The organism is Nitrosomonas sp. (assembly GCF_022842015.1).
Taxonomy (GTDB): Bacteria; Pseudomonadota; Gammaproteobacteria; order Burkholderiales; family Nitrosomonadaceae; genus Nitrosomonas.
Map to the genome: position 1 here is coordinate 1 of NZ_JALHQJ010000060.1, position 20,148 is coordinate 20,148.

Below are 20,148 nucleotides of genomic sequence, written 5' to 3' on the forward strand. Positions count from 1 at the left end.
AAGTGTCAGGGTGGCCGCCGCAGCAACCAAGGTATCCTGCGTAACAATCGTGACCGCAGTATTGGTATTGCCTAGCGTAATAGCTTCAATATTTTGAACATTATCAAAATCATTGGTTGCCGTGAAGACTGTATTGCCGGTCAAGGCAACTGTGTCCGTTCCGGTGCTTCCATTCACGATATCCGCGCTGGTTAAACCGGTGACTGCAGCAAAGGTAAACGTATCGCTACCTGTGCCACCAGACAGCGTGTCATTGCCCAGCCCAGCGGTTATACTATTGGTGCCGTTTCCTCCAGACAGCGTGTCGTTTCCAGAGCCACCGGTAATAATGTCATTGCCTGAACCACCGGTAATACTGAAGGTGCCATCGGTTTCTGCAGTACCATTAAATGTCAATGCACCCGAATTAGCGGCAGTCGTGAGTGTCAGGGTGGCTCCCGCTGCAACTAGGGTATCCTGCGTAGTAATCGTGACCACGGTATTGGTATTGCCGACTGTAATGGCTTCAATATTCTGGACATTATTAAAATCATTGGTTGCCGTGAAAGCTGTGTTACCCGTCAAGGCAACCGTATCCGTGCCTGTTCCCCCATCCACGCTATCCGCACTGGTTAACCCCGTGACCGCAGTAAAGGTGAATGTTTCATTACCAGTGCCGCCGACTAGTGTATCGCTGCCGGTTCCGCCGGCGAGTATGTCATTACCTGTTCCACCCGTAATGTTGTCATTACCCGAACCGCCGGTAATATTGAAGGCACCGTTTGTTTCTGCGCCACCATTGAATGTCAACGCACCCGAATTGGCGGCATTTGTAAGTGTCAGGGTGGCCGCCGCAGCAACCAAGGTATCCTGCGTAACAATCGTGACCGCAGTATTGGTATTGCCTAGCGTAATAGCTTCAATATTTTGAACATTATCAAAATCATTGGTTGTCGTGAAGGCTGTATTGCCGGTCAAGGCAACTGTGTCCGTTCCGGTGCTTCCATCTACGATATCCGCACTGGTTAAGCCGCTGGTGGCTGCAAATGTGAAGGTATCATTACCTGTGCCACCAGACAGCGTGTCATTGCCCAGCCCAGCGGTTATACTATTGGTGCCGTTTCCTCCCGACAGCGTGTCATTACCCGAGCCACCAGTAATGACGTCATTCGCGCCACTGCCGGTAATAATGAAGGCGCCATTTGTTTCTGCAGCCCCATTGAATGTCAGCACTCCGGTTGTGAGTGAGGTTGCCTGAAGCGTCAAGACAGCCCCAGCGGTTACCAGGGAATCTTTGGTTGTAATAGCAACAGCTCCGGTAGTGTTTGCAACCGTAATGGTTTCGATATTGCTTACGTTATCAAAGTTGGTGGCAGCGACAGCCGTATTTCCAGTCAGCGCGACTGTGTCTGTTCCGGTACCTCCATCTACGTTATCTAAAATAGTTAAACCAGTGCCTGCTGCAAAGGTGAAGGTATCATTGCCCCCCTCGCCGGAAATGGTGTCTGTGCCTGTGCCGGCAACAATGCTATCATTGCCCGCACCGCCGGTAATCGTATCATTGGAGGCTCCGCTACTAGTAATATTGAAGGCGCCATCGGTTTCTGCTGCGCCGTTAAATGTCAATCCGCCAGTGTTAGCCGTCGATAATGTCAAAGTGGCGCCCGCTGCCACCAGGGTATCCTGCGTAGTTATTGTAACGGCTGTGTTGGTGTTGCCTAAGGTAATGGTTTCAATGTTCTGAACATTATCAAAATCATTAGCTGCAGTGAAAGCGGTATTGCCGGTCAAGGCAACCGTGTCTGTGCCTGCTCCGCCATCCACGCTATCCGCACTGGTTAACCCCGTGACTGCTGTAAACGTATGGGTGTCATTGCCTGCATCACCCGATAGCGTGTCATTGCCCAGTCCAGCAGTCATGCTGTCGTTGCCATTGCCTCCAGTAAGTGTGTCGCTCCCTGAACCGCCGGTAATAATGTCATTGCCGCTTCCACCCGTAATATTGAAGTTACCATCCGCTTCTGCGGCACCGTTAAAGGTCAGTACGCCAGAATTAGCGGCATTCGTAAGCGTCAAGGTGGCACCTGCCGCAACCAGGGCATTAACCGTAGTGATGGCAATTGCTGTGCTGACCATATCGGATAATGTAATGACTTCGATATTACTGACATTATTGAACTGGGTTGCAGTGACTGCCGTGGTTCCCGTTAGTGCGACCGTATCGGTTCCGGTGCCGCCATTGACGGTGTCAGTCGTCAACCCTGTTCCGGCGACAAAAGTGAACGTATCGTCACCCGCACCACCCGCAAGTGTGTTACTTGCCGAGCCAGCGGTTATATTGTCATTTCCAGAGCCACCGGTGATATTGAAGGTGCCATTGGTTTCTGCGGCACCATCAAATGTCAGCACACCCGAATTGGCGGCATTCGTAAGCGTCAAGGTGGCTCCCGAGGCGACTAGAGTATCCTGCGTAGTAATCGTGACAGCTGTATCCGTATTGCCTAATGTAATGATTTCAATATTCTGAACATTATCAAAATCAGTGGTTGCCGTGAATGCTGTATTGCCGGTTAAAGCAACCGTGTCCGTTCCAGTGCTCCCATTTACGCTATCTGCATTGGTTAAACCGGTGACTGCATCAAACGTAAATGTATCGTTACCCGTGCCACCAGATACTGTGTCATTGCCCAACCCAGCGGTTATGCTATTGTTACCGTTGTTTCCAGTCAGCGTGTCGTTTCCGGAGCCGCCGGTAATGTTGTCAATTCCCGAACCACCGGTGATATTGAAGGCGCCATCAGTTTCTGCGGCACCGTTAAATGTCAATCCGCCAGTGTTAGCCGTCGATAATGTCAAAGTGGCGCCCGCTGCCACCAGGGTATCCTGCGTAGTTATTGTAACGGCTGTGTTGGTGTTGCCTAAGGTAATGGTTTCAATGTTCTGAACATTATCAAAATCATTAGCTGCAGTGAAAGCGGTATTGCCGGTCAAGGCAACCGTGTCTGTGCCTGCTCCGCCATCCACGCTATCCGCACTGGTTAACCCCGTGACTGCTGTAAACGTATGGGTGTCATTGCCTGCATCACCCGATAGCGTGTCATTGCCCAGTCCAGCAGTCATGCTGTCGTTGCCATTGCCTCCAGTAAGTGTGTCGCTCCCTGAACCGCCGGTAATAATGTCATTGCCGCTTCCACCCGTAATATTGAAGTTACCATCCGCTTCTGCGGCACCGTTAAAGGTCAGTACGCCAGAATTAGCGGCATTCGTAAGCGTCAAGGTGGCACCTGCCGCAACCAGGGCATTAACCGTAGTGATGGCAATTGCTGTGCTGACCATATCGGATAATGTAATGACTTCGATATTACTGACATTATTGAACTGGGTTGCAGTGACTGCCGTGGTTCCCGTTAGTGCGACCGTATCGGTTCCGGTGCCGCCATTGACGGTGTCAGTCGTCAACCCTGTTCCGGCGACAAAAGTGAACGTATCGTCACCCGCACCACCCGCAAGTGTGTTACTTGCCGAGCCAGCGGTTATATTGTCATTTCCAGAGCCACCGGTGATATTGAAGGTGCCATTGGTTTCTGCGGCACCATCAAATGTCAGCACACCCGAATTGGCGGCATTCGTAAGCGTCAAGGTGGCTCCCGAGGCGACCAGAGTATCCTGCGTAGTAATCGTGACAGCTGTATCCGTATTGCCTAATGTAATGACTTCAATATTCTGAACACTATCAAAATCAGTGGTTGCCGTGAATGATGTGTTGCCGGTTAAGGCAACTGTGTCCGTACCTGTTCCCCCATCCACGCTATCTGCGCTGGTTAAACCGGTGACTGCAGCAAACGTAAATGTATCGTTACCTGAGCCTCCTGAGAGCGTGTCATCGCCCAATCCAGCGGAATGCTATCGTTGCCGTTGTTTCCAGTCAGCGTGTCGTTCCCAGAGCCGCCGGTAATGTTGTCAATTCCCGAACCACCGGTGATATTGAAGGCGCCATCGGTTTCTGCGGTGCCGTTAAATGTCAATCCACCGGTGGTAGTCGTCGATAATGTCAAAATAGCGCCCGCTGCAACCAGGGTATCTTGCGTAGTTATTGTAACCGCTGTGTTGGTGTTGCCTAAAGTAATGGTTTCAATATTGTGAACATTATCAAAATAAGTAGCTGCCGCGAAGGCGGTATTGCCGGTCAAGGCAACCCTGTCTGTGCCTGCTCCGCCATCCACGCTATCCGCACTGGTAAGACCAGTGGCTGCTGCAAAGGTAAATGTATCATCGCCGGCGCCTGTCATAATGCTGCTTGTCGCTGTGCCTGCAGTAATATTAAATTTTCCCGTTGCGCCAGCGATCGCCCCGGTCAATGTCGATCCCGAAAATCCGGTTATCGTTACAGTATCGCCATCCGCAACATTGCTAATTGCCAGATCGGAGGTGCCCGCTACAATAGCAATCCCGTCATCTACTGTGTTATCAGTCACAGCAAGATTAATTATGCCACTGATTGGATCTGAAACCGTCAGATTTCCGGTCAAATCCGTAATGCTGATTGATCCTGCTGCTGCCGTGCCGGAAGTAACGGTCAAGATTGTATTATTGGCTAATGCCGCTGCATTGATGCTTACTGTATCTGATGCAGCTCCTGCAGCCACATCCACAGATGTTGCTGACGATCCAGTAACAATGCTGATGCCATTGTCCGTTGCATCAGCAGTGATAATTGTCAATGCGCCGGTGAGATTGGATGCAACAAGGTTGCCGATTAAGTTATTGATTGCCAATGCTGAGGAACTTATGCCAAGCGTTAATGCTGTATTTTGTTCTAAAGCAGCGGCATTTATCGTAATGATATCACTTGCATTATTGGCAATTAAAGTCAGTGCTTCCGAGCCAAGTGTCAGGGTTCGTGCATTGGTGGAATCATCTTCCAGCACGTAGGTTTCAATACCTACCAATGTCGTGATGTTACCGTCACCGGCGATCGTGACTTGCTCGCCATTTACGCCGGTGCCTGGCGCGGTGATGGTTCCGGTAAAATTCTGGTTTTGCGTAGCAGATAACCTGACCGCTGCACCCGATACCAGTGTCAACGCTTCCACGTCGCTGATAGTGCCACCATTGATATCCGCACCGTTGCCCAAACTGAGCGTGTCACCGACCGTGCCTTCGCCAGTGATGGTACCGGTATAAGTCAGCGCACCGAGATCAACAGTTACCGCGTCAGAAGCTGAGTTAGCAGTTACATTCGTGGACGCACTGGTAACGGTTACTGTGCGTGCATTGGTGGAATCGTCCTCAATGCTGTAATTCTCGATACTGGATAGGGTAGTAACTGCGCCGTCACCGGCGATCGTGATTTGCTCGCCATTCACGCCGCTGCCTGGGGCGGTGATGGTTCCAGTAAAATTCTGATTTTGCGTAGCTGACAACTTGGCTGCTGCACCGGAAGCTAACGTCAGTGCTTCCACGTTACTGATAATGCCGCCACTGATATCCGCACCGTTGCCCAAACCGAGCGTGTCATCGGCCGTGCCCTCGCCGGTGACTGTGCCGGTATAAGCCAGTGCGCCGAGATCGACGGTCACCGCGTCAGAAGCTGAGTTAGCGGTCACATTCGTGGTCGTGCTGATAACGATTACTGTACGTGCATTGGTGGAATCATCTTCCAGTACGTAGGTTTCAATGTCCGCCAATGCCGTGATGTTACCGTCTCCGACGATGGTGACTTGTTCGCCATTTATACCAGTGCCTGGCGCGGTGATGGTTCCGGTAAAATTCTGGTGTTGTACGGCAGACATTGTGACATTGTTGGCTCCAACAACACCTGTTGCATCAAAAATTAAATTTGTAAAATTGAGCACTGTTGCAAGTGCAATACTGGAGCCATCTTGTACACTCAACGTGTTAGTACCTGCGTCGCCATCCAGTACAACTGCTGTCATTACCAATGGTGTCCAAGTTGGCGCTGTGGAAATTGATAGAATCTCATCCGCAGCGGTGCCTGAGAAAGCTGTAGCATTTGTCGCTAAATAGAATATATTTGTAGACGGAGCAGAGGATCCACCTCCGGAAGATGATAGTAGTAAATGTGCATCAGATTTGCCATTCCCGTTCACATCACCCACTTTGGGCCCAGCCTTAGTAATTGCATCGCTAAAAAGTGATCCTGTTGTGCTGGCGACCGTACTACCGATATTCCCTTTTGCAGCGCCTGATTTTATTTCTGTTTCAATGGTCTCAGCAACAATTTGTACCGCAGCAATACGTGCTAATGCTTTTAATTTACTGGAATTGTTGTGGAAGATATCGGTAACACCCTGGTTTAAATTCGCGATGATTTGTGTGGCATCGGTTAATAAACTAGAGGCTTTGATTAATGTCGCATTGTCTGCGCTCGATAAAGAAGCAGCTCCTTTAATGAGTTCTGCAACAATATTTTTAGAATTTAGAGCAATTCTGCCTGTACTGTTTGCAAGAATTGCAGCCAAAGCATCATAAGCCCAATCTATTGCTGTTGTTTCATCGGGTGCAATGCCTGCGCCAGTTAATAGTGCAGCGGTTTGACCGACTAGTATTTCGATTTGTACAGAGACACCATGAATAGCGAGTGCAGAATTCGTTGCGGTTATATTGGAATCTTGACGAATTGTTTCTTTGATGGGGTCAAAATGAAGCAAGCCGATGCTTGTATTTAAACCGAGTGTTGCCAGCACTTTTGCAACTGCAATTTGCGCTGAACTAACACCGTCCTGCATAATTTTATCAACGAGTGTGGTTAATGGCGTGATGACAGTTGCACCAGCCGGTGCAGTCATAATCCCCTCAAAAGGCTTGCCTGTGGCAATATCAACTCCACCGGATGTAATTAGATTGCCAAATCCATCTATGCTGGGTATGAGAAAGTTGCCAAATGCGTCCGTAATTGAGCTTTTCTCGCCGGAATTAAGCAATCGATCGCCATTGAGATCGGCAAATACAAGTGCCTCTTTGACATAACCATCAATGACTTTGCCCGTAGCGCCAGAGGCTAACAATGCTTTAGTTGCGGTCACGGTGGCGATGTTACTGGTGGTCTCTTCTATTACTCGCTGCAAAACGGATAAGCTTGTGGCTGATCCACTTTGATCGATAGAATAAAAAGCAGCAACTTCAATTTTATGATGGAATTGCTGGGCAGCTAAACCCCAGCTAGCGTTGGTAAAATCAACTGATGCAAGCGCTGTTGCGGCCGAGTGTAAAACATTTCCACGGCTTTCGCCCGCATCCAGTATTTTCTCTATTTCTGAGGCGGCCCACGTTTTGTCTTCGTTGCTTACCAGTAAGCCAACGGCATTTTTTACAAATTGATAGGCAAAATCGGTATTGGATAATGTGTCTGAATAGAGCGATTGTTTAAATACATCGGTTTGTGCAAGAATACTGGCAAGTTCTTTTGTCGAGCTGCCAGTATTGTCAAGATATGAAACAAATTCGTTTAAATAGTGGGCACCTGGCGCTGCATTGAATAGCGTTACAACTATTTGTACCGCTTCCAGTTGCTTATCACCCATAGTTTTCCTCAAAATTTACACTGACAGCACTCGAGTGCTGCCTGTAATAAATTGATTCTACTTAAAGAATGAGTAAATAAATTACTCAAATAAGGTAAGTAAATTACCTTATATTTTCAGAATGAAAGAAGTCGCTTTAGAAAGGCAATTTAATACCAGGTGGTAAACCTAGTCCGCTACTAAGTTCAGCCATTTTTTCCTGAGTTGTTGCCTCTACACGCCGCACAGCATCATTAAAGGCTGCCGCAACAAGATCTTCGAGCATTTCTTTGTCGTCACCGACAAGACTGTCATCGATGCTAACTCTTTTGACATCATGACGACAAGTCATAATGACTTTAACCATGCCGGCACCTGATTGTCCTTCCACTTCGATGGTGGCGAGTTTATCCTGCATTTTTTTCATGTTCTCCTGCACCATTTGGGCTTGTTTCATCATGTTGCCCAGGTTACCTTTCATCATTGCTTATCTCCTTTATCTTGAATGGGTTTAATTGAAGGAACGATTAATTTTGCATCAAATTGCTTGATCAATTCTTGCACAATTGGATCCTTTTCGATTGCCGCAATCGCTTGTGCCTGTTTTTCTTCTTCAACACGTTGTTGTATTGCTACTGGTGTCAACCCTGTAATGCTACCAACGAAAAAATTAAGAACCACAGGTTTATTAAGAAAAGTATTCAGTGCAGACTGGATTTTATCCTGATATTTCTTTTCCAGCAGGTGCTTATGCGCTTCCGGTACATAGAGTTCAATCTTATCTGCTGAAAGAATCTTGGATTCACTATGTTGTGCTAGCATTTTAGCCATGCCTGTTAGCTTTAATTGCTGAACCAATTGTGGCCAAGTAAGATCGGAAGCGTCTGCTATTTCGCGCTGAATTGTATGTTTAGAGACTGAGGGCGGCTTATGTTCGGTTTTTGCGGGTTGCTTGATGTTTGTGGGCGGAACGTGTGGTGGTTGATTTACTGCAAGATTCTCCGGCATGAAGGTGAGCATGCGCATTAATGTCATGGTAAAGCCGGCATATTCATCGGGTGCCAGACTCAGATCGCCGCGTCCGTGCAGTGCGATCTGATAAAACAGTTGAATATCATCAGGCGTAAGTATCTTCGCCAGTGCGTTTATGCGGGCATGTTCAGGAATATCCTCGCCAATTGCTTGAGGGACGATTTGTGCCAGCGCAATACGATGAAGGAGGGCTGCCAGATCCTGTAATGCGGAATCGAATGAAAGGCTCTGCATCTCCATTTCATCAGCCAATGATAATAATTTCAGGCCATCCTTTTGTACCAAAGCATCCAATAGGTCAAACAGATAACCTTGATCAATGATGCCCAGCATATCTCGCACGCTTGCTTCTTCAATTTTACCTGCTCCAAAAGCAATGGCCTGGTCCAGTAGACTCAATGCGTCGCGCATACTGCCTTGTGCCGCGCGCGCGACGAGCTGCAGTGATATTAGGTCGCACGGGATTTCTTCTTGTGCCAATATTTTTTTCAAGTGATCGGTAATTTGCGTTTGCGGAATTTGTTTCAAATTAAATTGCAAACAACGCGATAATACTGTGATCGGAATTTTCTGCTGATCAGTTGTCGCGAGCACAAATTTGACATGCATCGGCGGTTCTTCCAGTGTTTTTAACATGGCATTGAACGCCGATTTGGAGAGCATATGAACTTCGTCGATGATATAAATCTTATAACGACCACTGGTTGGTGCGTACAGCGCATTTTCCAGCAGTTCGCGCATGTTATCGACTTGGGTATTTGAAGCTGCATCCAATTCAATCAGATCGATGAAGTTTCCAGAATCAATTTGTAAGCATGTCGGACAAGTGCCGCAGGGTGTCGCAGTTACACCTTTTTCACAGTTAAGCGATTTGGCCAGGATACGGGCGATAGTTGTTTTGCCAACACCACGTGTTCCGGTCAGCAAGTAGGCATGATGCAGTCTGTTTTGTTCAAGCGCATTAGTCAGGGCTCTGACTACATGTTCCTGTCCAGTCAGCTCGGTGAAATTTCTTGGACGCCATTTGCGCGCAAGGACTTGTGTTTGAGACACTTTTTAGATTTGGAAAGTGAATTACATCCGATTAAACCAGCCAACGATGCATAAATGACAATTTCAGTTTGCATTGGGTGGCGAGCCAGACCCCCGGCACTCGCAATAAATAGCTGTGGCTGCTTCCTTCCGGACCTGACCAGATTCACCACCTTGCAATGCGGGGAGGCCCGCCATAAAACTTATTAAAAGTGCTGGAAGTATACCAGTAGATGATGGGTTACTCCAATTTGATTGCTAAAGAATTCGGTAGGTGCTCGATAAAAGAGATAAACTCCGAATACGATTCGGCCGCTATTTAATTTATTTACTACAAGAGACTGAGTGCTATGGTTTATCATCGCGACCTGCTGGCTGACTTAAATAAACCCTTGCCGATGAAGGATAAAGTTGTCAGTATTCATCGTTCTATACAAAAGAAATTTTTATTTGTCTCGCGCATCGCTATTACACTTTATGATTCGGAAACTCAGACTCTGAGAACTTACCTGGATAGCGATGAGGATGACAATCCCCTGGCGCATTTTCAATCTTCTTTGGACGATGCGCCGTCATTAAAGGAGATTCTTGCCAGAGGTTTGCCGCGAGTGGTCGACAATCTGGTTACTTTTGAAAATGGTTTGTATGAGCATACACAACGAATCGGCCGCCATGGATATGCCGCAAGTTATACTATGCCGATTTTTCATGCTGGTGTGTTTGTCGGTTTTTTGTTTTTTAATTCGCACGAAAAGGATGTGTTCGCTGAAAATATATTAAGTATTCTTGATATCTACGGTCATTTGATAGCGCTGATGATCATTAATGAATTGTCCACAGTAAAAGTCATGGGCGCCGCGCTGAAAACGACCAGCGGCATGGTTCACCTGCGTGATCCTGAAACGGGTAGTCATCTGGATCGCATGTCACGTTATAGCCGTCTGATTGCGGAATCGCTTGCCGATCAGTATCAACTGGATGATGCGTATATTGAACATATTTTTATGTTTTCTCCCCTGCACGATATTGGGAAAATCTCAATCCCAGACAGTGTCTTGCTAAAACCAGGTCCGCTGAATGCGGAAGAAAGATCCATCATGGATACCCATGCGCGGGCAGGTAGAGAATTGATCGATGATATCGTTGATAATTTTGGTTTTGATAGTATTGATCACATTGATATTTTAAGAAATATTGCTGAATTTCATCATGAAGCTGTTAATGGGAGCGGTTATCCATCTGGGAAGATGGATAGTGAAATTCCTCTTGAAGCACGTATTGTCGCGGTGGCTGATGTATTTGACGCACTGACTTCCTGCCGCCCCTACAAGGATGCTTGGAGCAATGAAAAAGCATTCGATAAGCTGAGACAATTGGCCGGTGAGAAGCTGGATGCTGATTGTGTGAATGCTTTGATTGATCATCAGCAGGAAGTTATATCGATTCAACAGCAATTCAAGGAAAATACTTACGGTTAGCGCATCCGCCTGGCGGGATACGAAACACTAAAAGTGGCATTGGAGGTAGCGCAATGCGCATGAGCTAAATCCGCTAAAATGGACTGTTTCATTCTGGGGCTTTTGAATAGAGCCATGACCGCCAAAAAATCTATCCAGACGTTAATCAAACCAAGTGATGCCACTGCATGGATTGCATGCCCCCGGCGTGCGTGGCTGGATAAACACCAACCCACTACGTATGAGCCCGATGCGTTTAATCGGCTACTCAGTGATCTTGGTTTGGAGCACGAGGCAGCCATGCTGGCTAAGCTGGAGAATCAGTTTCCAGTAAGTTCAGCAACATCCTTTGAGCATACACAAGCTTTGATGCAGCAGGGTACTCCGATTATCTATCAGGGACGACTTGTGGATGAACGCCAAGGATTGGTGGGCTATCCTGATTTCCTGATTCGACATGAAAGTGGCCAATACCAGCCGGCTGATGCAAAACTTTCGCTCAGTGAAAACAAAAAGGCAATTCAGATTCAATTAGGAATTTATCGTCGATTATTGGGAAATGGATTGCCAGCCATGGTCTTTCTTGGGGATGGCCGTACTGCATTGCTGGGTGATGAGGTTGAGTCACTGGTCGACGAATTCATCACCAGCATGAGAACTTTGCTTGATCTGCAGCAGCAACCATCGGTGCGTTATAGTCACAGTAAATGCCGCATTTGTCCTTATGATGCGCATTGTCGCCCGGAATTTGAAGCACGTGAAGATATCTCGTTGCTATACGGAGTTCATGGCAAAGCTGCCGACTGTTTAACCGAAGCAGGTATTTCGACCATTTCACAGCTCGCCGCAAGTACCGTCGAAACCGTGCCAGATGTACCTCATCTCAAGGGTAGTAAAAGAAAACACCGTGCTATTTTGCAAGCCAAATCCTTTCTGAGTGGGAAAGTATATCTATTGGATAAAGCTGTTTTGCCGGAAGGAACCTGGATTCATTTTGATATTGAGGACAATCCGTTAACCCCAGCCCGTGAACGTCATGTGTATTTATGGGGTTTTTTGCTGCCGCCATATGCCAAGGATGATTTTGATCATGTCTGGACTGACGATGAAACAAGTGATTATGAAGGTTGGCTAGGCTTCTTGCAGAAAATTGAGACGTACCGTTCATTGTATCCTTCCATAGTGCTTGCACATTACTCGAATCACGAGAAGGCTACTATCCGGAAATACGCCGAGCGCTATGCCATGGGAAGCCACACTACAGTGATGTGGCTGCTTAGTCAGGACAGTCCTTTGTTTGATATGCAAAATCCAGTGCTAGATAGCTTGGTCTTGCCGTTGCAAGGCTATGGTCTAAAGGATATTTGTAAACATCCAGACTTAGTTAACTTTCAATGGGAAAATCAAGAATCCGGATCGCAGTGGTCGGTGGTGCAATTCAATCGTTTTCGCTCAGAAACTAATTTGCTTGAAAAGCAAAAATTGAAAACGGAAATTCTTGGCTATAATCGTGATGATGTGATCGCCACGCGAAATTTGGAGCTATGGCTGAAAAGCTTATTTTGTTGATTCAAGCTATGTACATTACAGATCAGATTGTTGCGTCCTATTTGTTTGCTTATGAAATGATTCGGCCGTAAGAATCTTCGAATCTTAAGATGTCATCTTCTCCAAGGTAGCTGCCTGATTGCACTTCAATTAAATGGAGCGGAATTTTCCCGGGATTCTCGAGGCGGTGCATTTTGCCTAGTGGTATGTAAGTCGACTGGTTTTCGGTAAACAAAGTTTCTGTATCCTCCATTATGACTTTGGCAGTGCCACTGACGACAACCCAGTGCTCCGCTCGATGGTGGTGCATTTGCAATGATAGCTTTTCACCGGGCTTGACCATGATTCGCTTGACCTGAAACCGTTCGCCCTTATCAATGCCTTCATACCAGCCCCACGGGCGATGGATTCGCAAATGCTCGAGATGTTCCTTGCGTTGATTGAATTCAAGCTGTTGTATCGCTGTCTTTAATTGTTGCGTTTTGCTTTTGTGCATTACCAGCACAGCGTCGGCTGTTTCGATCACAATGATGTCATCGAGTCCGATTACAGTAACCAGACGATTTTCTGCGCGAATATAGCTTTTTTGAGTATCCAGTACGAGCGTATCACCACTGGTAAAATTGCCATCGTCATCCTTAGGCGCAATTTTCCACAGTGAATCCCAGGAACCGACATCGTTCCAGCCGAACTGAGCGGGTACAACAATGGCACGGTCAGTTACCTGCATAATGGCATAGTCAATTGAATCCGAAGGTGAAGCCGTAAATGCATCCTTATCAGGTAAGATAAAACCAAGATCCGTGGTTCTTTCTTGCCAGGCTTGATGGACAGCAGTGAAGATGTGCGGCTGATGCCGTTGCAGCTCTTGCAGATAATTTTTAGCTGTAAAAACAAACATACCGCTATTCCACATATAGCCACCTTCTTGCAGATAGGCAGTTGCAGTTTCCAAGTTAGGCTTTTCAAAAAAGGATTGAATGCGGTGGGTGGGCAGGGCAACAGGTGCTGAGAATGAAATTGCGTCACCCATTTTAATGTAACCGTAGCCGGTTTCAGGTGCAGAAGGCGTAATGCCAAAAGTCACCAGATAATCCTCCTGAGCGGCTACTTTTGCTGTTTCTACAGCTTGTGCAAAAGCATCCTGGTCATCGATGACATGATCGGCCGGGAGAATGAGCATCAAGGCATCTTCATCAATCTGGGTTAAATGAAACGCGGCGAGCGCGATAGCCGGCGCGGTGTTGCGTCCGATCGCTTCAAGGTAAATCGCTTCCGGTTTGATATTAATCGCTTCACATTGCTCCTGGATCAGAAAACGATGTTCCGAGTTAGACACCACTATGGGCGCTTGCGCATGCAATAATGTTGCAGCCCGGCCAAGGGTGACCTGCAGCATGGTTTCTTTACCTACAAGCGGGAGTAGTTGTTTAGGGTAATTGGCCCGGGATAGCGGCCACAGCCGGGTACCGCTACCGCCGGAGAGGATGATGGGGTGAATGTTTACGTTCATTTTTCAGGTTTTTTAGTGTTGAGGCTTGAAAAGATTAAGACAATATAGATAAAACCGCCGACTTCCGGTTGCTGCAACTCGACTGTTAAGTTGGTAACAAGTAAAAATCGTAACACGATTACCCATGAGCATGGGATTTTTGGCAAGGGTGGGTTCAAATCTCCGATGATCGCTTTTTCCTACACTAGATGGAAAGTATCGGGTTTCGACTGAAGATCTTGTCTATGAGAACCTTAAATCAAAAATGCAAATTGTTGCTCCGAAAGGGTTTGTTACCGATCTAGCTAGCGCTCCATATCTTTTTTGGACAGCCTTTTCACCATGTGGACAATACACTAAAGCAGCGGTAATTCACGATTATCTTTATTGGTATCAGTCAGATTTTTGCGAGAGGACTGCGCAGATGATATTCTATTGATAGCAATGGAAGAATCAAAAGTTAAACCTTCGGCAATCCCCCCATTTTTAATGGGAGCATACAGTAGAGAGTTTTAGTTTAAAAGCTTCTGCCAGCCTCATCGCTGGTGTGATACTTCCGCGTGCCCTATTCGGAGGTTCATTATTGTAAATCCACAACCATTGTTTTGCGGTAAGTTGAACTTCCTCAATGGTTGCAAATTCATTCATTTCCCCGCCGAATGGTCCTGTTGCGTTCAACGTATGCATTTTGCTGTGGCTTTCCTGGTTGGATGTAATTAAGCTGGATACCTTGCTTTTGTGCCTAACAACGAAGCGTGCCGTTGATATTTTTCGGCCTATTATCACAGCGGATCTTCCATACATACTTGCTTATCAAATAACCGACAGCGATATTCGCATATTGGCTGTCATGCATACATCCAGAAAATGGCCTGATAAATTCATCGATCTCGCTAATGGTTTCCTTACAACAACTTTGACACTTCGATAGGGTAAAAATAGTGGCCATCGATTCTATTACAACATCTCAAGTTGTACAGAAAGACTACTGTTGCAGCTCGTCATGTCATACTACAATGACTTAAGTTGGGGCAGTGCATCCATTGGTATCAAAAAACACTGCATATTGGATCAACTGACCATCCTCGCCATATCATTGAAACTGGCAGCAAATCATTTCGCTTCAAGCAAAGCAGTGCAACTGCAAAAGCTGGAATCCAGGAACGGGAAAAGGAGAAATATTCTTCATTTGAAAAAACAGCAGATTCTTAATCCATTACCGCTATTTCTATAACACAAAAGGAAGGAGGAAAAACCTAATTCAGTCTGGTCGATTTATCCACAGCGGTGTAGTACGCTATGCCACTGTTTCTCCTGGTCAGTTTTCAGTTAGCAGCAATAGGTTAAGCGTTATTTTTTCACTACACTTTGTAACATCGATACAAGGATCGCTCTATAAATTCATGCGCCCAAGAAACGCCTCAATGGATAATGAAAAGTATCATCATGGCACTTGAGAGCACCCAATATTGCGGTGCCAGAAAACAATCTAGCATCATATTGACATAGACTAACAACAGGGAATCGGTGTCCGAGCCCCTGATTGTATTGACTTTCAAAATCGTTTAAGTCTGCAATACCCATACCTTTTTGTAACGTCCAAGCCATATCGCCAAGTACTCGTAAACCCTGAATGCCTTGTTTGTTTGCATTCAGAAAAGCATTCTCGAAGAAAGCATATAGCTCTGCGCTGTTTGCCATACCCTCCGTTAAAACGATACGACCATCCTGAATATCTTGATCAATGCAGGACCTGACATCACGTAGTTCATTGGTGATAATAGACTGAACTTCCTTGGTAGCAACCAGAAAACAGCGATTTCCGGATTGAAGACCACCGAGTAAAAATGGTAGTGCTAATTTAAGTCGTCCCAAATCAGTGTCATAAAACGCACATAAGTGGCTGCCATAATTAATTGCGATACCTTCAAGATCAATATGAGCGATTCGGCTTGTTGCGTGCTCAAATGCAGCAATTTTTACAGGCGCTTGATCCTGCTCAAGATAAGCCAATAGATCAGTTAAGCGATATCGCCTCTCGCGTTTGACTCCTATACGCATGCAAGGCAGCTTACCCGCATCACTCCAGCGTCTCAAAGATATTTCACTGGCATTTAGAATCTTGGCTGCTTGTTTGATGTTCAGAAGTGGCTCAGCAGCGCTTTCAGTGATGTTCATGCACATCCTCTCCCTAATTAATTATTATTTATTTCAATAGAATTTTCAGGTTTATGATCTTTTTTGATAGCTCTCAATTTCATCCTTTGCAGTTGTTTCAAGTCACTAGCCTGTCTTTATAAAACGCTTGACTTTTATTTTAGCATGGGTCAAATTATAAAAAAGATTATTGATGATCACCAATGATTATCAATGATGTATATTAATAGATGCTTACAGTACTAATCAAATTAATAAATACAGGATAACAAAATGAATTCAGTTTCCGGAAGCTCAGAGAATTATAGTTTCTATAGTGCACTCAGCCATCCACCCTTACGGGCGGCAGGTAATACCCCAGATCTATCAATCTATCGTCCCCAGAGCATTCCTGAATATGGTGTTTTCCGTTACAAGGCGCCGGTTGAGGGTTTGCTGCAAATAGGTGGCGCGCATAGTTCTGAGACTACCTGGTCAGATGATTTCGAAATTGCATGGACTAAAATGGGCAATAAAGGGCCACTAGTTCTGTTTTTGCATGGTGTTCCAACTAATCGTTCACAATGGGAAGCAGTGCAGGCACAAGTATCAAGCTTCTGCGAAACGATTTCCATCGACATGCTGGGAATGGGTGAAAGTTCCAAACCACGACTCTATGGTCGTAAAAATAATCCAGCTTCCAATGCCATGTGGAACTGGGTTAATGATGTTGATTATATTGAAAAGCTGATGCAGAAAGAATATCCAGGTCGACAATTTATTTTTATTGCTGATGATTGGGGAAGTGGTATTGCTTCGCACTATGCTGCCAAGCATAACAACCGTTTAAATGCATTTGTGCAGATGGATCCGATAGCCTTCGACGGTTATCCGGTGAATGAAATTCAGGCAATAGGCAGAGCCTCAGAAATTCCGAATACAGAAGAAGGGGATGCACAATTTGCGATGCTGTTCGCAGCCTTTGATCAGACATTAGTACAGATTTTAAAGTCGATGGTGTACGATCCTTCCAAATACAATCAATATAATCTTCGCTATCTGACTTTTCCTTATATTGATGTAGATTATGAACGCAATAGTACAGATGATGGAGTCGCCGATGTCGCCAAATCAACTACCATGCACCTAAAATTACACAACATACGCGTGCTAGCAGATCGCGCCGCAATTCTTAGCCCAGCCCTGCTACTGCCATATCATCCGAAATATAATCCCCAAGGTGTGCAGTACCAGAACATTACTGTTCCGACACTGATTATGTGGGGTGAGTACGACAACATGATGCCAGCAGCGCAGACACAACGGTTTGCTCATGTACTAGGCACAGATGATGTACAAATTACTTACATTCCAAGAGCGGGACATTTTCCGGCCACAGATAATCCAGACTGCGTCACAGATACTATCCTTAATTTTATTCGTCGGGTTATGGGACGCAGTGCACTGGCTGATATCTATATTGGAAATCATGGCATCTGGAAAGGGGATGAGCGCCAGATGATTCAAGAATTACGTGTGCTGCATGGTATTGCCGATTGATTTAAACGGTAAATATTTATGGTAGTGATTGCTGAGTATCCCATATTTATGAGCTATTTATGAAAAAAATCATGCTTGAATCGGATTTGACTTGCCCGCATTGCGGTTTCATCAAACGGGAAACCATGCCCACTGATGCCTGTTTATATTTTTATGAATGTACAAGCTGCAACACTCTATTACAACCGAAACCGGGTGATTGCTGCGTCTTCTGTTCCTATGGAACCGTGGTATGTCCACCCCGGCAGACTGAGACAAACTGCTGCAACCTTTCTTGATAAGTATCATATGATTGCAGGCAATAATGACTTAAACATTCAAACATGGCTGGAAGAGCATGGTGATTATCTATTCAGTTATGGACTTTTAAGAGTAAAGGATACGCATGTCGCTGAAGATCTGGTTCAAGAAACACTGCTGGCGGCAATATCCGCTAAAAATACTTTTTCCCATCAATCTACCATTCGGACCTGGCTGATTGGCATACTCAAACACAAGCTGATTGATCATTTTCGACGTCATGGACGCGAAGTAGCCGTTGGTGATCTGATTGATCAGGATGAGGGAGACAATCTGGATAACTTTTTTAGAGCTAATGGCCGATGGATTGAAAAACCGGAGGCTTTTCCTAACCCAGAATCAGCCTTTCAACAGAAAGAATTCTGGAAGATCTTTCAGGAATGTTTATCTGGACTGAAACCAAAGCAAGCTGAAGTATTTCTTGCTAAAGAAATTCATGGAATGAGCAATGAGGATGTCTGTAAGGATTTTGCACTAAGTCCGACTAATGTGTGGGTAATTATGCATCGTGCTCGATTGTCCCTGAATAGATGTTTGAAGATTAACTGGGTAGATTAATGGTGGGTATTAAATGTTAAATTGCAAACAAGCCAGCCAGTTGGCTTCACGGGCAATGGATGAAAAATTACCCATGTGGAAAAACATCGCGTTAAAAATGCACCTGATTTTATGCCGCAGCTGCACTAATTTTACGCGGCAGCTTCAGTTTTTACGCAAAGCCTCGCGTCGATCTAGAACTAATCTTGATTTTCAGCTAACTGACGAGGCAAGACACCGTATCGCCAATACTTTGAAGGGTAAGCAGGCTGATCGCTGATCGTAATAAGGAACCAAGAAAGGACCAGTTCTTGTGTTATTTTAAAAAAATGGCAACTAGAAATGTCACTGAATGAGGAGAATTAACAAATGCTACAAGTTAGGTGCCCTGAAATAATGCACCCATTTCTCGTCATTATCAAAGTCAGCCGTCAGAATATTCAGATTCTGTTCAGGATTATTTTTTCCGTAGGCTGCCAGAATATCCTACTGTTTGGCACATGTAGAACACCCGGTTGCATAAACATACACCAGAATGACCTTTTCGGATTTCCGGAGTTCATAGAAATGGGCCTCTGTAAAAGCTTCCTTTTCAACGGCAGCTTGGGCCAAAGTGGATAAGGTGATGACTACGCTCCTCAAAGTAATAAAAAGTGATTTCATGGTTTGTGGTACCTTCTAATATCAAATTTGTTTGTCGTCTTTTTTGTTTACTTGCATCGATTAAGATTAAGCGAACTGATGTGAATGATGTTTCTTCAGGCTTTCAGTAAAACTAAGACATCATGCCGCTACGTTGCGCTTCTCGATTGCTGCCACAACGCGCCTGATCTGTTGTTCAACATTAATAGCTGTGTACCCTGTGAGCTCAAGCTCCCGATCCTCAAAGACATCAACACCTGTATATCTGCACTCCCAACCAGCAATCACCTGATCACGTTGTCGTATTAGCGCTTCTATCTGTGGTCGGAATAAAACCAGCATGGCGGAAATCCACAAATTAACTGGCCACGAAGGATATGCATGATCAATCTTGAAATAATCTAGCATGACGATGACATCCTCGGCTTTGTACCAGGCCTCTGCCGTCACCCAACGATTGATTGCGAATAACCCGATTGGAAAGCCGTAGGCATCCATTGAAATGCCAACGAGATGGGAAAGCGCATTACTTCCTTTCGGCCAGGGCTCCGCACCAGTGTAGGGGACGGGTGATAATCCGGCAGGCATTCCCGGCTGACGCAAGAATGTATGGAAATGCCCATTTTCTTTGGCTTCAGCACGATGTGCGTGATAGTAATACTGACTGTTTGTTTCTCCATCGAATACATCGTCTTTAGGATAATGTTCCAGTTCGTAAAACTCGCCTTGTCCTTTTAGCACTTCTCCAACGATATTAAGCCCGCCTTTTTGCAATGCCCGGTAGCATTCGATAATCTGTGCACCGGCATCGGCCATGCGTTCAAGCTGCATGCGAGATAATCCAGTGAAAACGTCATTACCTGTTTCAAATGTTTTTTCATTCATAAAAAAGCGATGAAGCCTGTATCAG

Annotated in this window: 14 protein-coding genes, 1 other RNA gene and 2 pseudogenes; 8 read left to right on the top strand and 9 right to left on the bottom strand. The window is 45.7% G+C overall.

From position 1 onward, the window contains the following. The 5 genes from Q0C11_RS11165 to ffs all read right to left on the bottom strand — a co-directional run. On the bottom strand, positions 1–3,870 hold a 3,870-nt coding region (locus Q0C11_RS11165; protein ID WP_293007981.1), incomplete at its 3' end, for a calcium-binding protein. After that, the gene (locus tag Q0C11_RS11170) at positions 3,801–7,523 is read right to left on the bottom strand and encodes a hypothetical protein (protein ID WP_293007983.1); all 3,723 of its coding nucleotides are present in this window, start codon (positions 7,521–7,523) and stop codon (positions 3,801–3,803) included. The genes Q0C11_RS11165 and Q0C11_RS11170, both read right to left, overlap by 70 nt. 136 nt (positions 7,524–7,659) lie before the next feature. After that, positions 7,660–7,983 carry a YbaB/EbfC family nucleoid-associated protein gene (locus Q0C11_RS11175; protein WP_293008007.1) on the bottom strand — a complete coding sequence of 108 codons (324 nt, stop codon included), beginning with the start codon at positions 7,981–7,983 and terminating at the stop codon, positions 7,660–7,662. Then, a complete protein-coding gene (gene dnaX / locus Q0C11_RS11180; RefSeq protein WP_293007985.1) occupies positions 7,983–9,587 on the bottom strand; it encodes a DNA polymerase III subunit gamma/tau in 1,605 nt (534 codons plus the stop codon). Before dnaX ends, Q0C11_RS11175 begins: the two co-directional genes overlap by 1 nt. Before the next feature lie 76 nt (positions 9,588–9,663). Next, positions 9,664–9,762, bottom strand: an RNA gene (ffs, locus tag Q0C11_RS11185) — signal recognition particle sRNA small type. 154 nt (positions 9,763–9,916) lie between these two features. Here ffs and Q0C11_RS11190 point away from each other — a divergent pair. Next, complete coding sequence (locus tag Q0C11_RS11190; protein ID WP_293007987.1) at positions 9,917–11,044, top strand: HD domain-containing phosphohydrolase; 1,128 nt, start codon at positions 9,917–9,919, stop codon at positions 11,042–11,044. Positions 11,045–11,158: 114 nt separating this feature from the next. Then, positions 11,159–12,592, top strand: a complete 1,434-nt coding sequence (locus Q0C11_RS11195; protein WP_293007989.1) for a TM0106 family RecB-like putative nuclease — start codon at positions 11,159–11,161, stop codon at positions 12,590–12,592. Between the two features lie 49 nt (positions 12,593–12,641). Here the strand turns inward: Q0C11_RS11195 and Q0C11_RS11200 are convergent, their stop codons facing one another. Further along, positions 12,642–14,084 carry a mannose-1-phosphate guanylyltransferase/mannose-6-phosphate isomerase gene (locus tag Q0C11_RS11200; protein WP_293007991.1) on the bottom strand — a complete coding sequence of 481 codons (1,443 nt, stop codon included), beginning with the start codon at positions 14,082–14,084 and terminating at the stop codon, positions 12,642–12,644. Between the two features lie 220 nt (positions 14,085–14,304). Between Q0C11_RS11200 and Q0C11_RS14715 the strand changes: the two are divergent. Beyond that, positions 14,305–14,502, top strand: a pseudogene (locus Q0C11_RS14715) (DUF1353 domain-containing protein); the annotation flags it as partial. Between the two features lie 47 nt (positions 14,503–14,549). On the opposite strand, the pseudogene Q0C11_RS11205 reads toward Q0C11_RS14715, so the two are convergent. Further along, positions 14,550–14,856: pseudogene (locus Q0C11_RS11205) on the bottom strand (transposase); the annotation flags it as partial. 210 nt (positions 14,857–15,066) lie between these two features. Here Q0C11_RS11205 and Q0C11_RS11210 point away from each other — a divergent pair. After that, positions 15,067–15,297: a hypothetical protein gene (locus tag Q0C11_RS11210; protein ID WP_293007993.1), complete on the top strand. Its 231-nt coding sequence runs from the start codon at positions 15,067–15,069 to the stop codon at positions 15,295–15,297. A gap of 167 nt (positions 15,298–15,464) precedes the next feature. Here Q0C11_RS11210 and Q0C11_RS11215 read toward each other — a convergent pair whose 3' ends face one another. Then, positions 15,465–16,241 (bottom strand): MEDS domain-containing protein, encoded by a 777-nt coding sequence (locus tag Q0C11_RS11215; RefSeq protein ID WP_293007995.1) that lies wholly within the window; start codon positions 16,239–16,241, stop codon positions 15,465–15,467. Positions 16,242–16,493: 252 nt separating this feature from the next. Here Q0C11_RS11215 and Q0C11_RS11220 point away from each other — a divergent pair, with 252 nt between their 5' ends. From Q0C11_RS11220 to Q0C11_RS11235, 4 genes are read left to right on the top strand one after another with little or no spacing between them, the layout of a single operon-like run. Beyond that, positions 16,494–17,759, top strand: a complete 1,266-nt coding sequence (locus tag Q0C11_RS11220; protein WP_293007997.1) for an alpha/beta hydrolase — start codon at positions 16,494–16,496, stop codon at positions 17,757–17,759. 59 nt (positions 17,760–17,818) lie between these two features. Beyond that, entirely contained in the window at positions 17,819–18,037 is a 219-nt protein-coding gene (locus Q0C11_RS11225; RefSeq protein WP_293007999.1) for a GDCCVxC domain-containing (seleno)protein, read from the top strand. Positions 18,038–18,047: 10 nt separating this feature from the next. Continuing rightward, positions 18,048–18,617, top strand: a complete 570-nt coding sequence (locus Q0C11_RS11230; RefSeq protein WP_293008001.1) for a sigma-70 family RNA polymerase sigma factor — start codon at positions 18,048–18,050, stop codon at positions 18,615–18,617. A 13-nt stretch (positions 18,618–18,630) separates the two neighbouring features. Further along, positions 18,631–18,876 carry a zf-HC2 domain-containing protein gene (locus Q0C11_RS11235; RefSeq protein WP_293008003.1) on the top strand — a complete coding sequence of 82 codons (246 nt, stop codon included), beginning with the start codon at positions 18,631–18,633 and terminating at the stop codon, positions 18,874–18,876. Between the two features lie 503 nt (positions 18,877–19,379). Here the strand turns inward: Q0C11_RS11235 and Q0C11_RS11240 are convergent. After that, positions 19,380–20,123, bottom strand: coding sequence for a hypothetical protein (locus Q0C11_RS11240; protein WP_293008005.1), 744 nt, complete (start codon positions 20,121–20,123; stop codon positions 19,380–19,382). Positions 20,124–20,148: the final 25 nt, after the last annotated feature.